We start from the raw sequence: 15,472 nt of genomic DNA on the forward strand, positions 1-15,472 counted from the left end.
TCAGGTCGCTGTTCCTACTTCTAGAATCCGATACTCACATTTTCAATTTGGTATCAGGCATTGTTTTGCTCGCGCTTGAAAAAAGGCTGAACGATTTCAAACTGCAAACAACGGACAGCATAGAGTCAGAAGCTGGAGTTGTTTTGACTCATCGTATCCTTCTACATTTTGTCGTGTTGCTTAGAATTCAACCCACACCATTAGTGTCGCAAGCTCGCAAGATTTTGACGAGGATCGCGGTCGCATATTGGATTGATTTCTTCTCACGTCGGGAGTAATTTGTGTCTTGTTTTTAGCTAGATCGCGCTCTTGCAATTCAGTGACATATGGCAGCTTGCGATCGCTCGAATCATTGCGCGCAAGACGTGTTGAAGTTGGGATGAATGGTGAGGGTAACGCAACTATCGGGTAGGGAGGTGCACAATTCAATCCCCTGTTAGAACTGCCTTCCGGACGCTCTTTCCACCGCAAGCAGTCCGGTTTGCTTCACGGGTAACGGGTGGTGCGAGATCCGAGTGCTAGCATCTCCAACAAGCGATCGCACTGGAATGCGATCGCCGACCGACGAGCGCAGAGAGTCCGATCGCGATAGCTACCGCAAGAGTTGCATCCAGGTCAACGAGATTCACCGAACTGTCCTGGTATGGGTATGGTTGCAGGAGATTGGGTACCGAATTAGGCAACCGGTCGATCGGCTGAAGCAAGGTTTGCTGTCGGACTACTAGCTAGAGCAACTCAAGCGAGCATCGATTGCTCTGGCTTTTGGGTAAGCCTTGAAATAGGGGATAATTTTCAAGATCGCGCTGTGCAAACGCATACTAGGTATCTTGGCTCGAGTTTCGCAACAAACGCCGCTCGATCCGGGTTTTTGCAAACGAAAAACAAAGTTCTGGCGCTCAAGCGCGCTGAAACTCATCTACTGTCGTGAAGTCGAAATTAGTATGCGTTTGCCTTGCAAGAGCACGCCGCTCAGTTGACCAGGTCTGGGCTGGTTGCAATCCCCGAGCGCATGGGAAAAATGCCTCCAACCGCACGATCTGAGACTCCAAGCGCAGCTGAAACAGCGCCGAGATGTGCAGCTGCCTCAACTCCGGTTACACCGTCGTAAAGTAATCAGCCGTCAGGGCAATTGCTGTCGTATCTTCCACGACCCCGATCAAGTCGCCGCTCAGGAAAATTGCCGTGTCTAGAGCTGCAGCCCCCCCGTAGTTGGCGCTTTGGTTGAGGCTGTAATCGCTGAGTTCGCCGTGGATCAGGATCGTGTCTTCGATGGCAGGCAAATCGATGGTGAAGTCAGTGATGAGGGCGTGCCCCGACCCCAGGTAAAAGACGCCGCCGAGATCGCCCAGAACGAACATATCGGATCCGGCGCCGCCCGTCAGCGTGTCGTACTCGGAACTGCTGTCGCCGAAGCCAATCAGGATATCATCCCCGGCACCGCCGTACAGCTCGTCGCTACCGTCCTCACCGTAGAGGCGGTCGTTGCCGTTCTGACCGTACAGGAAGTCGTTGCCGTTCCCGCCGTAAAGAGAATCGTTGCCGTGCCAGGCGTACAGGGAGTCGCTACCGTTCCCGCCGTACAACTCGTCGCTGCCGTTCCCGCCGTACAACTCGTCGCTGCCGTCCTGACCGTACAGGAAGTCGTTGCCGTCTTCACCGTAGAGACGGTCGTTGCCGTCTTCACCGTAGAGGCGGTCGTTGCCGTTCCCGCCTTCGAGGCGGTCGATGCCGTTCCCACCGTATAGGAAGTCGTCGCCGTCCTCGCCGTACAGGTAGTCGTCGTCGTCGCCACCTTCAAGGCGGTCGATGCCGTTCCCGCCGGACAGTCGGTCGTCGCCATTCCCGCCATACAGTTCGTCGTTGTCGGCATGACCGTACAAGAAGTCATCGCCGTTCTCTCCGTACAGTTCGTCGGTGCCGTCATGACCGTACAGGCGGTCATTGCCATTCCCGCCATACAGCTCGTCGTTGTCGTCATGACCGTACAGTCTGTCATTGCCGTCCCAAGCGTACAGGAAGTCGTCGCCGTTCCCGCCATACAGGTCGTCGTTGCCGTGCCAAGCGTACAAACGGTCGTCGCCTTCATGACCGTACAGTATGTCGTTGCCGTCATGACTGTACAGCAAGTCGCTGCCGCTCCCGCCGTACAGTCGGTCGTCGCCGTTCCCGCCATACAGTTCGTCGACGCCGTCCTCGCCGTAAAGGGAGTCGTTGCCGTCCCCGCCATACAGTCTGTCGTTGCCGTCCTCACCGTTCAGGACGTCGTTGCCGTCCTCACCGTAGAGTCTGTCACTGCCGTCCTCACCGTTCAGGACGTCGTTGCCGTCCCGACCATACACGGAGTCGTTACCAGCACCGCTCACAATAAAGTTTTTAGCAGCATTTCCGATGATGGTATCGTGACCCTTGCCCGTGTAAATGTTCTCGAAGTTGGCAATGACCTCGTCACCGTCGCCCGGCATGCTGGCAACTTCACTCGTCAGGTTGTAAGTGCCGCCACTTAGCCAGCCAATATAACTGAGCGTATCGATGCCTGCTCCGCCGTCGAGGTAGTCGTTGCCGCTCCCGCCGTCCAGGAAGTCGTTGCCGTTCCCACCAAACAGAAAGTCGTTGCCGTCCTGACCGAGCAAGTAGTCGTTGCCGTCCCGACCGTACAGGAAGTCATTGCCGTCCTGACCGTACAGTTCGTCGTTGCCGTTCTCGCCGTCCAGGAAATCGTTGCCGTACCCGCCGAACAATTCGTCGTTGCCGTCCCCGCCGTACAAGGAGTCGTTGCCGAACTCGCCCATCAGCACGTCGTAGCCATTCCCGCCGTACAGGTCGTCGTTGCCGGTCCCACCATTCAGTAAGTCGCTGCCGTCCCCGCCAAACAGGTAGTCATCGCCGGAGTAACCGAGCAGGAAGTCGTTGCCGTCCCCGCCAAACAAGAAGTCGTTGCCGTCCCCGCCGTGCAGGATGACGCCGCCGCCCAGTACGAACGGGGTATCATCGCCGCCCGAGTCGTACTTGAGATAGTTATCGTTTCCCGATCCGCCGTCGGCGTTTTCGTTGGTGACGTTGGAGGCGATCGCCAGGATGCCAATACCATCCCTCCCGGCGTATGAGCCAATGCTGCTGAAGGTGACCGGATTCCGGTTGATGACGGCTCGGGTTTGAATGATGGTGTCGGTGTCGCCTGGGGCTATGCCGCGCCCCCAAAAGATCGGGTTTTCAAGCCAGGATTCCTGGGAGACGGAGAAATCTGCATGGTAAGCAATCATAGTTTTTCTCCTGGTTGAAAGGGGCTGAACGAGCCGATACTGCAAACCACGAATGGCATCGAGTCAGAAGCTAGAGTCGTTTTAGACTCATCACATCTGTTTAGATTTTGTGGTGTTGCTTGGGATTCAACTCACACTCTTAGTGTCGCAAGCTCGCAGGAATTTGACGAGGATCGCGGCCGCAGTTTGAAATGATTTCTTCTTAAATCGGAAGTAATTCGCATCTTGTTCTTAGCCCGATCGCGCTCTGGCAATTCAGTGACACAGGGCAGCTTGCGATCGCCCGAATCACTCGGCGATGGTCGCTTTGCAGTTGGGGTGAATGTAGAGGGCAAACGGATCTATCGCGCAGTTCAGTGCATAATTCTAACCCCTCAGCACTGATGTTCAGACGCTTTTTCGATCCCAGACAGTCTGGTTTGCTTCACGGGTAACAGGTGGTGAGAGATCCGAGCGCTCGCAGCCACAACAAGCGATCGCACTGTAATGCGATCGCCGAATACAGATCGTCAGATCGCGATCGCTCGCAGTCGTTTCTCTAACAGGTGCTGGTGAGATGCCGAACCGCGATTTTTCCAGCATTTCTCCCGGCGCGAATGCAACGCGTTCCCGACTCGGGGAAGTCACAGCTCTGCTCCATTGCGCCAGTGGAAAAAACTCGACACGGCACCGTCAAGTTTCGGGAGTTGATCGCAACCAACGACAAAGCCCAATTGACCGCGCAGGACTTGCGAGCGGTTTGCGCTGGAAATTGAGGAGTATCAACGGGAAGTGAGGCCGGTAACGGTCATCGAGCGTTGTAAGTGCCGCAAGAGTCGAATTCGGCGCAACCCCATCGCCTGCACCCTGCTGGTGTGGGCGCGGTTGAAGGAGATTGCTTATCGCATCGGGCAAATGGTGTATCAGCTTAAGCAAGGTTGGTTATCGAACTACCTTATCGAGTAACTCAAACGACCATCAATCGCTCTGGCTTTTGCGTCAGTCCTGAAATAGTTTCGTTTTTCAGAATCACGCCATTAAGCTGACCATGCCCGAGCTGGGTGCAAACCCCAAGCGCTTGCAAAAGCCGCCGACTTTACGGTCGGCGGCTCGAAGCGAAGCTGAAACAGTGCCGAGATGGGCAGCCGTCTCGACTCCAGTTACACTGTCGTAAAGTAATCAGCCGTCAGGGCTATTGCTGTCGTATCTTCCACGACCCCGATCAAGTCGCTGCCCAGGAAAATCGCCGTGTCTAGTGCTGCAGCCCCCCCATAGTTGACGCTTTGGTTGAGGGTGTAATCGTTGAGAACACCGCGGATCTGGATCGTGTCTTCGATAGCGAGCGAACCGCTGGTGAAGTCAGTGATGCGGGCGTGCCCGGACCCCAAGTAGAACACGCTGCCGAGATCGCCCAGCACGAAAGTATCGGTACCTGCGCCGCCGGTGAGCGTGTCGAACTGGGAACTGCTGCTACCGAAGCCAACTAGCGTATCGGCCCCCGCACCGCCAATCAGAACGTCGCTGCCCTTCCCGCCGTAAAGGGAGTCGTTGCCGTTCTCGCCGTAAAGGGAGTCGTTGCCGTTCTCACCGTAGAGGCGGTCGTTGCCTTGCCAGCCGTACAGAGAGTCGTTGCCGTCCTTCCCGTAGAGGCGGTCGTCGCCCTTCCCGCCGTAGAGGGAATCGTTGCCGTTCTCGCCGTAGAGGAAGTCATTGCCGTTCTCACCGTAGAGGCGATCGTCGCCCTTCCCGCCGGACTGTCGGTCGTCGCCGTTCCCGCCGTACAGAAAGTCGTTTCCTTCCTGACCGTAGAGGAAGTCGTCACCGTTCCCGCCGTACAGAAAGTCGTTTCCTTCCTGACCGTACAGGCGGTCGTTGCCGTCCTCGCCGGACAGTCGGTCTGTGTCGTCGTGACCGTAGAGGAAGTCGTCACCGTCTTGACCGTAGAGGAAGTCGTTACCGTCTTGTCCGTAGAGGAAGTCGTTGCCGTCTTGTCCGAACAGGCGGTCGTTGCCGTCCTCGCCGAACAGGCGGTCGTTGCCGTCCTGACCGAACAGGCGGTCGTTGCCAGCACCGCCACGAATTTCGTTGCCAACAGCATTTCCGAAAACTCTATCGTTTCCGGAGCCGCCGTAGGCGTTTTCGATGGTGACGTTGAAGGCGATCGCCAGGTTGTCAGTGGCATCCCTCCCAGCGTATGAGCCGATGCTGCTGAAGGTGCCAGGATTCAGGTTGATGACAGCATCGCGGGTTTGATTGCTGGCGCTGATGGTGTCGGTGCCGCCGCCATCCCAAATCGTTTCCAAAAATGTCTCGTTTGTCGCCCAAGAATAGGTGGTATTGCCCGCGCGAGTGCTCGTGTTGGCACCGTACAGGGTTTGCAGTGCGGCGATGTCGTAGAGCAACAGGGTGTTCGGATGGACGCCCGGCATGTCGGGATGGTTGTTATAGGACATGGCCGTGTACTTACGGCTGTCTTCCGATACGGACAGCACTTGACCGTCGATCCCTTGGTTCCAGTATTCTTGCGAGGTCGTGTAGGTTTCGCTGAAGTTCAATCCGATCGTGACGTCGTTAAACCCGGCGGCAGCGTGTCCGAGCTCGTGCATCAAAACGAGATATCCCCATGAACCCTGGCTGAAGTTCGTGCTGTCGCGATCGATTACGATGATCGAACCGTTGCTGTATGGACGCGTCGCCAAACCACCGGCAACTTCGTGAGATTCGATGACACCATCGCCATCCCAGTCGTAGAAGGTTTGGGCATAGCCCCAGTCGATGTCACCGCCGGATGCAACTTCAGCGAAGGTGATGTTTGCGATTTCCTCGTAGTGGTCCATCGCGTGTTCGATCCAGGATGCTTGGGTGGCGGAGAAATCGGCGAAGTCTTGAAACTGGTCGGGATCGAAACCAGCAGGGCGACCGTCCATAAAGCTGTAGGTGATTGCTGCAGAGCCGCCGAAACCACTGCTGTTTCCGACGCTCCCGCCGGTATTCCAGTGACATCCGTTCTTGTGGAGCAGGGCTTTGACGTGGTTAGCAATCATGGTTTTGCTACTGGTTGGTAGGGACTGAGCGAGGGCAGACTGCAAACGACAAATGGCATAGATTCAGAGGCTTTTTGAAAAGTCGAGTTGCGCGACATCGGGCATATGCATCGGGGCGAGGGAATAGGACTGTGGGGGAATTTCTACAAGTTGCTCGGGGTACCCTGATACTCGGCTGTACTCTTGCCAAACAGCCTCTCAAACGCTGGAGACGTTTTAGACTCATCGCGTCTTTCTAAATTTTGTCGTGCTGCTTGGGATTCAATATATGAAGTTCCAGTGTCGCAAACTTGCAAGATCCTGACGAGGATCGCGATCGCAAATTGGCTTGATTTCTTCCCACGTCGGTAGTAGTTCGTGTCTTAATAAGAGCACGATCTCACTCCTACAGATAAGTGACACATGACAGCTAGCGAGATCGCCCAAATCACTCTGCGCAGGTTGCGTCGCAGTGAGATGAATGTAGAGAGAGAAAAGATCGGTTGCTCGGGGAGGTGCAAAGTTCAACACCTTGCCAGAACTGATATCCAGTCGCTCTCTCGATCGCAGACAGTCCAGGTTGCTTCATGGGTAACAGTTGGTAAGAGATCCGATCGCTCGCACCCTCAACAAGCGATCGCATTACAGTGCGATCGCCGAGCGCAGTTCGTCCGATCGCGATCGCTTGCAGTTGGGTCTCAGGCAAGCGTTGGTGGGGTGCCAAACCGCAAATTTCCACTATTGTTCCAAACGTGGATGCAGAGCGATCGCGACCCGGGACAGTCACAGCTCGACATCGTTGGGCTAGCGGCAAAACACCCGGCGCAGCACCAACAAGTTTCGGGAGTTTGTCGCCACCAACGACAAAACCCAGTTCTCCGCGCAGGACGTGCGTGCGATGAGCGCTGGAACATTAAGGTCTTTCACCGGGAAGTGAAGCCGGTATTTGACATCGAGCGGGATCGTTACCGCAAGAATCGCAGCCAGCACAATCCCATCGCCTTCGCCCTGCTGGTGAGGGTTCTGTTCCTGGAGATTGCCTATCGCACTGGGCAAACAGTCGATCGGCTGAAGCAAGGTTTGCTGAAGGACTTCCTGCTCGAGCTACTTAAACGACCATCAACCGCTCTGGCTGTTGCGTCAGTCCCGAAATAGTTTCAATATTCTGAATCACGCCACTATGTTGACCACGCCCGAGCTGGGTGCAATCACCCCTCGCGAGCAAAAAGCCTCCGACCGTGAAGTCGGAGGCTGGAAGCGAAGCTGAAACAGCACCGAGATGGGCAGCCGTCTCTACTCCGATTACACCGTCGTAAAGTAATCAGCCGTCAGGGCAAGTGCCGTCGTATCTTCCACGACCCCGATCAAATCGCTGCCTTGGAAAATCGCCGTATCTAGAGCTGATCCTCCCCCGTAGTTGAGGTTTTTAACGAGGTTGTAATCGCTGAAATTGCCATGGATCTGGATCGTGTCTTCGATGGCGAGAGAATCGCCGGTGAAGTCAGTGATGCTGGCGTGCCCGGACCCCAGGTAGAACACGCTGCTAAGATTGCCCAGCACGAACGTATCGGTGCCAGCGCCGCCGGTGAGCTTGTCGAACTGGGAACTGCTGCCGCCGAAGCCAACTAGCGTATCGTCCCCGGCGCCGCCACTCAGCGCGTCGCTGCCCTGTCCGCCATATAGCCGGTCGTTGCCGTCTTTACCGTACAGGAAGTCGTCGCCGATCCCACCGTAAAGGGAGTCGTTGCCGTCCTGACCGTGGAGGCGGTCGTTGCCGTCCTCACCGGATAGGACGTCGTTGCCGGTCCCGCCCCACAGTACGTCGTTGCCGTCCTTACCGTACAAAAAGTCGTTGCCGTTCTCGCCGTAAAGGAAGTCGTTGCCGCCCTGACCGTAGAGGCGGTCGTCGCCGTTACCTCCGTACAGTCGGTCTTCGCCGTTCCCGCCGTAAAGGGTGTCGTTGTCGTCCTCACCGTTAAGGTAGTCGTTGCCGCCCTGACCGTACAGGAAGTCGTTGCCTTTCCAGCCGTAAAGGGTGTCGTTTCCTTCCTCGCCGTATAGTACGTCGTTGCCGAGCCCGCCGGCAAGGCGGTCATCGCCGTTCTCACCGTATAGGGTGTCGTTGCCGTCCTCGCCGTAAAGGGTATCGTTGCCGTTCCCGCCGGCTAGGCGGTCATCGCCGCTCCCGCCGAGCAGGTAGTCATTGCCGTCATGACCGTAGAGAAAGTCGTTGCCGTCATTACCGTACAGGAAGTCATTGCCGTCCTCGCCGTAGAGGCGGTCGTCGCCGCTCCCTCCGGATAAGCTGTCCATTCCGGTCCCGCCGTACAGAAAGTCGTTGCCGCTCTGACCGTACAAGGAGTCGTTGCCGCTCTGACCGGAGAGGAAGTCGGTGCCGTCCTGACCAAAGAGGCGGTCGTCGCCGTCCTCGCCGTAGAGGCTGTCGTTGCCGCCCATTCCGTATAAGCGATCGTTGCCAGCACCGCTACGAATTATGTTCCGAGCAGCATTTCCGATGACGGTATCGATGCCATTGCCCGTGTAGATGTTCTCGAAGTTGGCAATGACCTCGTCGTAGTATCCTTGGAAGCTGGCAACTTCGGTCGTCAGGTTGTAAGTGCCGCCACCGTTCCAGTGACGGTAATCGACCGTATCGTTTCCTGCGCCGCCGTCCAGGTGGTCCTTGCCGCTATCGCCAGATAGATAGTCGTTGCCATTCCCGCCGTACAGGAAGTCTTCACCGTTCCCGCCGGAAAGGCGGTCGTGGTCGTTCCAGCCATACAGTCGGTCGTTGCCATTCCCGCCGGAGAGGTAGTCGTTGCCATTCCCGCCGGAGAGGTAGTCGTTCCCGTCTTGCCCGTATAGGGAGTCCTGGCCATCCTGCCCGTATAGTCCATCGTCCCCGCTCCCGCCGGAGAGGTAGTCGTTGCCGCTCCCGCCGAACAAGTAGTCGTTGCCATCCTCGCCGTACAGGGAGTCGTTGCCGCCCCAACCGTAGAGGCGATCGTTGCCAGCACCGGCACGAATTACATTACGTGCAGCATTTCCGTAGATGGTATCGTTGCCGTCGCCGGTGTAGATGTTCTCGAAGTTGGCAATGACCTCGTCGTAGTACCCCGGGAAGCTGGCAACTTGGGTCGTCAAGTTGTAGGTGCCGCCCCCGTTCCAGTGACGGTAAGTGACCGTATCGATGCCTAATCCGCCGTCTAGGCGGTCCTTGCCGTCCCCGCCAGACAGGTAGTCGTTGCCGCTCCCACCATACAGGGTGTCGTCGCCGTACCCGCCGGACAAGTAGTCATTGCCGTTCCCGCCGGACAGGTAGTCATTGCCATTCCCGCCATACAGAGTGTCATTACCGTCTTGACCGAACTGGGTGTCGTTACCGCCTAGTCCGTACAGGCGATCGTTACCAGCGCGGCCGAGAATGAAATTACGAACAGAATTTCCGTAGATGATATCGTTACCGGACCCGCCGTAGGCGTTTTCGATGGTGACGTTGAAGGCGATCGCCAGGTTGTCTTTGGCATTCCCCCCAGCGTAAGAGCCGATGCTGCTGAAGGCACCTGGGTTCAGGTTGATGACGACATCTCGGGTTTGATTGCTGGCGCTGATGGTGTCGGTACCGCCGCCATCCCAAATCGTTTCCAAAAATGTCTCGTTTGTCGCCCAAGAATAGGTGGTATTGCCCGCCCGCGTGCTCGTGTTGGCACCGTAAAGAGTTTGCAGTGCGGCGATGTCGTAGAGCATCAGGGTGCTGGGCTCGACGCCCGGCATGTCGGGATGGCCTTTGTAGGACATGACCGTGTACTTGTTGCTGTCTTGCCATACGGACAGCACTTGACCGTCGATCCCCTTGTTTCTATTTTCTTGCGAGGTCGTATAGGTTCCGCTGGAGTTCAACCCCATCGTGACGTCGTTAAACCCGGCGGCAGCGTGTCCGAGTTCGTGGAGCAAAGTGCCATATCCCCACGAACCTTGGCTGAAGTTCGTGCTGTCGCGATCGATCACGATGAAAGAACCGCTGCTATTCGGACGTGTTGCCAAACCGCCGGCTCCTTCGTGAGATTCGATGACACCATCGCCATCCCAGTCGTAGAAGGTTTGGGCATAGCCCCAGTCGATGTCGCCGCCAGATGTAACTTCAGTAAAGGTGATATTTGCGATTTCCTCATACTGGTCCATCGCATGTTGGATCCAGTATTTTTGAGTGGCGGAGAAATCGGCGAAGTCTTGATACTGGTCGGGATCGAAACCAGCAGGGCGACCGTCCATAAAGCTGTAGGTGATTGCTGCCGAGCCGCCCAAACCACTGCTGTTTCCGACGCTGCCACCGGTATTCCAGTGATTTCCGTTCTTGTGGAGTAGAGCTTTAACGTAGTTGGTAATCATTGTTTTGCTCCTGTTTACAAGGGTCTGAACGAAGGAAGACTGCACACGACAAATGGCAAAGAGTTTGAAGCTTGAGTCACTTTAGACCCATCGCATCTTTCTATATTCTTGTCGTATTGCTTGGGATTCAACTCACATCATTAGTGTCGCAAGCTCGCAAGATTCTGACGAGGATCGCGGTCTCACATTGGTTTGATTTCTTCTTACGTCGGGAGCAATTTGTGTCTTGTTTTTGACCCGATCGGGCTCTTATAGATGAGTGACACAGGGCAGCTTGCGATCGCCCATATCATTCAGTTCCGGTCGCGTTGCAGTTTGGATGAATTTCGAAGGCGAACAAATCTTTTGCGCAGGGAGGTGCAAAATTCAAACCCCTGCCAGCACTCATGTCCAGACGCTCGTCCGATCCCAAGCAGTCCGGTTTGCTTCGCGGGTAACAAGGGGTGCGAGATCCAAGCGTTCGCACCCTCAACAAGCGATCGCATGACAGCGCGATCGCCGAGCGCAGTTCGTCCGATCGCGATCGCTTGCAGTTGGGTCTCAGGCAGGCCCTGGTGGGGTGCCGTTCAGCAAATTTGCCAGTATTGTGCCAAGCGAGGTTTCAGAGCGATCGCGACCCGGGACAGTCACGGCTCGGCAACGGTATGCAAGCGGTAAAACACTCAGTGAAGCACCATCAAGTTTCGGGAGTTCATCGCCATCAACTACAAAGCCCAATTGGCCGCGTAGGACATGCGAGCGGTCTTTGCTGGAAAATTGAGGAGTTCCCGGGAAGTGAAGCTGAAAAGGGCATCGAGCGCTTTCAGTGCTACGAGGGGCGCATCCAGCTCAATCCCATTGCTTGCGGTTTAATGGTGTGTGCTATTGCAGTAGATGGCGTATCGTAACGGGAACATGGTAGTTCGGCTCAAGCAAGGTTTGCTGTCGGACTTCCTGCTCGACCAACTCAAACGACTATCAATCGCTCTGGCTTTTGCATCAGTCCTGAAAAACTGGCGATTTTCTGAAGCACGCCGTCAAGTTGACCATGCCCGAGCTGGATGCAATCTTCACTTGCGTGCAAAAAGCCTCCGATCGTGAAGTCGGAGGCTCGAAGCGAAGCTGAAACAGCGCCGAGATGGGCGGCGGTCTCGACTCCGGTTACACCGTCGTAAAGTAATCTGCCGTCAGTGCAAGTGCGGTTGTATCTTCCACGACCCCGATCAAATCGCTGCCCAGGAAAATCGCCGTATCCAGAGCTGAGGCTCCCCCATAGTTGACACTTTTGTCGAGGTTGTAATCGCTGAGATTGCCGGAGATCTGGATCGTGTCCTCGATGGCGAGCGAAACGCCTGTGAAGTCAGTGATACTGGCGTGCCCTGACCCCAGGTAGAACGCGCTGCCGCTATTGCCCAGAACGAATGTATCGGAGCCAGCACCGCCGGTGAGCGTGTCGAACTCGGGGCTGTTACCGTAGGCAATCAGCGTATCGTCCCCGGCACCGCCATTCAGCATGTCGTTGCCCTGACCTCCGGACAGGACGTCGTTGCCGATCTCGCCCCACAGTTCGTCGTTACTGTCCTGACCGTAGAGGAAATCATCGCCGATCTTGCCGTACAAGGAGTCTTCGCCGTCCTGCCCGTGCAGGCGGTCGATGCCGTCCCCGCCGGACAGGACGTCGTTGCCGGCCCCGCCCCACAATACGTCGTTGCCCTCATGACCGTACAAAAAGTCGTGGCCGTTCTCACCGTACAGAGAGTCGTCGCCGTTCTGCCCGAACAAGCGGTCGCCGCCGATCCCGCCGAAGAGTCGATCGTCGTCGTTCCCGCCGTATAGGGTGTCGTTGCCTTCCTGCCCGACTAGAAAGTCGTTGCCGTTCCCGCCGTACAGGGAGTCGTTGTCGTCCTGACCTTCGAGGCGGTCGTCGCCGTTCCCACCTTCGAGGCGGTCTTCGCCGTTCCCGCCGTACAGGGTGTCGTCGTCGTTCCCGCCTTCGAGGCGGTCGTCGTCGTTCCCGCCGTACAGGGTGTCGTTGCCGTCCCCACCCTCCAGGTGGTCATAGCCGGTACCGCCTTCGAGGCGGTCGTCGTCGTCGTGTCCATTCAGGAAGTCGTTGCCTTGTCCGCCCAACAGGATATCGTCACCTCGCCCGCCAAACAGCGAGTCACGGTCCTGCCCTCCATCCAGATAGTCGTTGCCGTTGCCGCCGTTCAGGGTGTCGATGCCGTCCCGACCGAACAAGCGATCGTCCCCACCGGTGCTAAAAATGCGATTCGGAGCAGCATTTCCGGTGATGGTATCGTCACCTCCGCCCGTTGTGATATTTTCGAAGTTTGCAATGACATCCTGTTCAGCCCCCCCCGCCAACCAGGCAACTTCAGTCGTCAAGTTGAAGATGCCGCCACTGCTGAAAGCATAATCGACCCAATCGTTACCTGCGCCGCCGTCGAGGTGGTCGTCGCCAGTCCCGCCATTAAGGCGGTCGTTGCCGTCCCCACCTAACAGGGTGTCGTCACCATGCCCACCATAGAGGAAGTCGTCGTCGGCACCACCCTCCAAGCGGTCTTTGTCGGCACCACCCTCCAAGCGGTCGTTGCCGGCACCACCGTAAAGAAGGTCGTTGCCGCTCCCGCCGTACAGCCGATCGTTGCCTTCCTCGCCGTACAGGAAGTCGGGACCATTCCCGCCATACAGTTCGTCGTTACCTTTCCCGCCTTTCAGGACGTCGATGCCTTCCCCGCCACTCAGATAGTCGTAGCCGTCCTGCCCGTAAAGGACGTCGTTACCGTTCTCCCCGTAGAGGCGGTCATTGCCGACCCCTCCCTCCAAGCGGTCGTTGTCCGCCCCACCGTATAGTTTGTCATCGCCGCTTCCGCCGTATAGGCGGTCGTTGCCCTCCCCGCCGGACAGGTAGTCGTTGTCGTTCCCACCGTAAAGTTTGTCATCGCCGCTTTCGCCGTAGAGGCGGTCATTTCCGTTCGCGCCGAGCAGGTAGTCGTTGCCGCCCCGGCCGAACAAGACGTCGTCGCCACCCTCGCCGAACAAGACGTCGTTGTCGTTACTACCGTAAAATTCAGTCATTGCTTTACTCCTGGTTGAAAGAGGCTGAAGGAGGGAAGATTCCAAAAGATGATGACATGGAGTCAGAAGCAGGAGTCGTTTTAAACTCCTTGCATCTTTCTACATTTCATCGTTTTGCTTGGGATTCAACTCACACCATTAGTGTCGCAAGCTCGCAAGATTATGACGAAGATCGCGGTCGCAAATTGGATTGATTTCTTCTCATGTCAGTGGGTAATTCGTGTCTTATTTTTAGACCGATCGTGCTCTGGCAAAGAAATGACACGGGGCAGCTTGCGATCGCTTGAATCATTTGACGCAGGCCTTATTAAATTTGGGATGAATGTAGAAGGCGAACGGATCTGTTGAGCGGGGAGGTGCAAAAGTTAAATCCTTACCAGAACTGAGGTCCAGACGCTTTTAAAATCGCAGGCAGTCCAGTTTGCTTAAGGGTAACAAGAAGTGTGAGATCAAGTCGCTCGCACCCTCAACAAGCGATCGCATTTCAGCGCGATCGCCGAGCGCAGTTCATCCGATCGAGATCGCTTGCAGTTGGGTCTCAGGCAGGCCCTGGTGGGGTGCCAAATCGCAAAATTTCCACTATTGTTCCAAACGTGCATGCAGGACGATCGCGACCCGGGACAGTCACGGCTCGGCAACGGTATGCAAGCGGTAAAACACTCGGTGAGGCACCATCAAGTTTCGGGAGTTCATCGCCATCAACTACAAAGCCCAATTTGCCGCGTATGATATGCGAGCGGTCTTTACTGGAAAATTGAGGAGTTCCCGGGAAGTGAAGCTGACAAAGGGCATCGAGCGCTTTCAGTGCTACGAGGGGCGCATCCAGCTCAATCCCATTGCTTGCGGTTTAATGGTGTGTGCGGTTGCAGGGGATTGCGTATCGTAACGGGAAGATGGAAGTTCGGCTCAAGCAAGGTTTGCTGTCGGACTCCCTGCTCGAGCAACTCAAACAGCCTTCACTCGCTTGGCTTTTGCGTCAGTCCTGAAAAACTGGCGATTTTCTGAAGCACGCCGTCAAGTGGACCATACCCGAGCTGGGTGCAATCTACGCTCGCGTGCAAAAAGCCTCCGACCGTGAAGTCGGAGGCTCGAAGCGAAGCTGAAACAGCGCCGAGTTGGGCAGCGGTCTTGACTCCGGTTACACCGTCGTAAAGTAATCAGACGTCAGGTCAATTGCCGTCGTATCTTCCACGACCCCGATCAAGTCGCTGCCCAGGAAAATCGCCGTATCCAGAGCTGAGGCTCCCCCATAGTTGACACTTTTGTCGAGGTTGTAATCGCTGAGATTGCCGGAGATCCGGATCGTGTCCTCGATGGCGAGCGAATCGCCGGTGAAGTCAGTGATGCTGGCGTGCCCTGACCCCAGGTAGAACACGCTGCCGCTATTGCCCAGAACGAATGTATCGGAGCCCGCGCCGCCAATGAGTGTGTCGAACTCGGGGCTGTTACCGTAGCCAATCAGAGTATCGTTCCCGGCACCGCCACTCAGCACGTCGTTGCTGTTCCCGCCTTCAAGGCGGTCGTTGCCGTTCTCGCCGTATAGGGAGTCGTTGCCGTTCCCGCCGTATAGGGAGTCGTTGCCGTGCCAGGCGTATAGGGAGTCGTTGCCGTTCCCGCCTTCGAGGTGGTCGTCGCCGTTCCCGCCGTAGAGGTCGTCATTTCCGTCCTGACCGTATAGTTCGTCGTTGCCGTCCTCACCGTAGAGGCGGTCGTTGCCGTGCCAGGCGTATAGGGAGTCGTTGCCGTCCCCGCCTTCGAGGC

At 56.5% G+C, this 15,472-nt stretch carries 10 protein-coding genes; 4 read left to right on the forward strand and 6 right to left on the reverse strand.

Features of this window, described 5'->3' with window-relative positions; genetic code table 11:
- Positions 1-278 (forward strand): hypothetical protein (locus KR51_RS20605; RefSeq protein ID WP_022606474.1); only part of this gene is annotated, 278 nt, incomplete at its 5' end.
- Positions 279-515: 237 nt separating this feature from the next.
- Positions 516-725, forward strand: coding sequence for a hypothetical protein (locus tag KR51_RS19465; protein ID WP_156915021.1), 210 nt, complete (start codon positions 516-518; stop codon positions 723-725).
- Between the two features lie 369 nt (positions 726-1,094).
- Here the strand turns inward: KR51_RS19465 and KR51_RS17445 are convergent, their stop codons facing one another.
- The 3 genes from KR51_RS17445 to KR51_RS17450 form a co-directional block, all read right to left on the reverse strand.
- Complete coding sequence (locus KR51_RS17445; protein WP_022606476.1) at positions 1,095-3,260, reverse strand: calcium-binding protein; 2,166 nt, start codon at positions 3,258-3,260, stop codon at positions 1,095-1,097.
- Positions 3,261-3,647: 387 nt separating this feature from the next.
- Positions 3,648-3,887: a hypothetical protein gene (locus KR51_RS19470; RefSeq protein ID WP_156915022.1), complete on the reverse strand. Its 240-nt coding sequence runs from the start codon at positions 3,885-3,887 to the stop codon at positions 3,648-3,650.
- 512 nt (positions 3,888-4,399) lie between these two features.
- Entirely contained in the window at positions 4,400-6,283 is a 1,884-nt protein-coding gene (locus KR51_RS17450) for a M10 family metallopeptidase C-terminal domain-containing protein (protein ID WP_022606478.1), read from the reverse strand.
- Between the two features lie 696 nt (positions 6,284-6,979).
- Here KR51_RS17450 and KR51_RS07665 point away from each other — a divergent pair.
- Complete coding sequence (locus KR51_RS07665; protein WP_156915023.1) at positions 6,980-7,417, forward strand: hypothetical protein; 438 nt, start codon at positions 6,980-6,982, stop codon at positions 7,415-7,417.
- A 147-nt stretch (positions 7,418-7,564) separates the two neighbouring features.
- Here the strand turns inward: KR51_RS07665 and KR51_RS17455 are convergent, their stop codons facing one another.
- Positions 7,565-10,651 carry a M10 family metallopeptidase C-terminal domain-containing protein gene (locus KR51_RS17455; protein WP_022606482.1) on the reverse strand — a complete coding sequence of 1,029 codons (3,087 nt, stop codon included), beginning with the start codon at positions 10,649-10,651 and terminating at the stop codon, positions 7,565-7,567.
- A 443-nt stretch (positions 10,652-11,094) separates the two neighbouring features.
- Here KR51_RS17455 and KR51_RS07675 point away from each other — a divergent pair, with 443 nt between their 5' ends.
- The gene (locus KR51_RS07675; RefSeq protein ID WP_040655588.1) at positions 11,095-11,538 is read left to right on the forward strand and encodes a hypothetical protein; all 444 of its coding nucleotides are present in this window, start codon (positions 11,095-11,097) and stop codon (positions 11,536-11,538) included.
- Between the two features lie 253 nt (positions 11,539-11,791).
- Here KR51_RS07675 and KR51_RS07680 read toward each other — a convergent pair whose 3' ends face one another.
- Both KR51_RS07680 and KR51_RS07685 read right to left on the reverse strand, forming a co-directional pair.
- On the reverse strand, positions 11,792-13,711 hold the full coding sequence (locus tag KR51_RS07680) for a calcium-binding protein (protein WP_022606483.1): 1,920 nt from the start codon (positions 13,709-13,711) through the stop codon (positions 11,792-11,794).
- Between the two features lie 1,138 nt (positions 13,712-14,849).
- On the reverse strand, positions 14,850-15,472 hold a 623-nt coding region (locus KR51_RS07685), incomplete at its 5' end, for a calcium-binding protein (protein WP_022606485.1).

The sequence above is a fragment of the Rubidibacter lacunae KORDI 51-2 genome (genome assembly GCF_000473895.1).
Lineage (GTDB): Bacteria > Cyanobacteriota > Cyanobacteriia > Cyanobacteriales > Rubidibacteraceae > Rubidibacter > Rubidibacter lacunae.

Bases quoted from the DNA above. Each gene is read 5' to 3' on its own strand.
- KR51_RS17445 (WP_022606476.1), bottom strand. From the start codon at position 3,260: ATGATTGCTTACCATGCAGATTTCTCCGTCTCCCAGGAATCCTGGCTT.
- KR51_RS17450 (WP_022606478.1), bottom strand. From the start codon at position 6,283: ATGATTGCTAACCACGTCAAAGCCCTGCTCCACAAGAACGGATGTCAC.
- KR51_RS17455 (WP_022606482.1), bottom strand. From the start codon at position 10,651: ATGATTACCAACTACGTTAAAGCTCTACTCCACAAGAACGGAAATCAC.
- KR51_RS07680 (WP_022606483.1), bottom strand. From the start codon at position 13,711: ATGACTGAATTTTACGGTAGTAACGACAACGACGTCTTGTTCGGCGAG.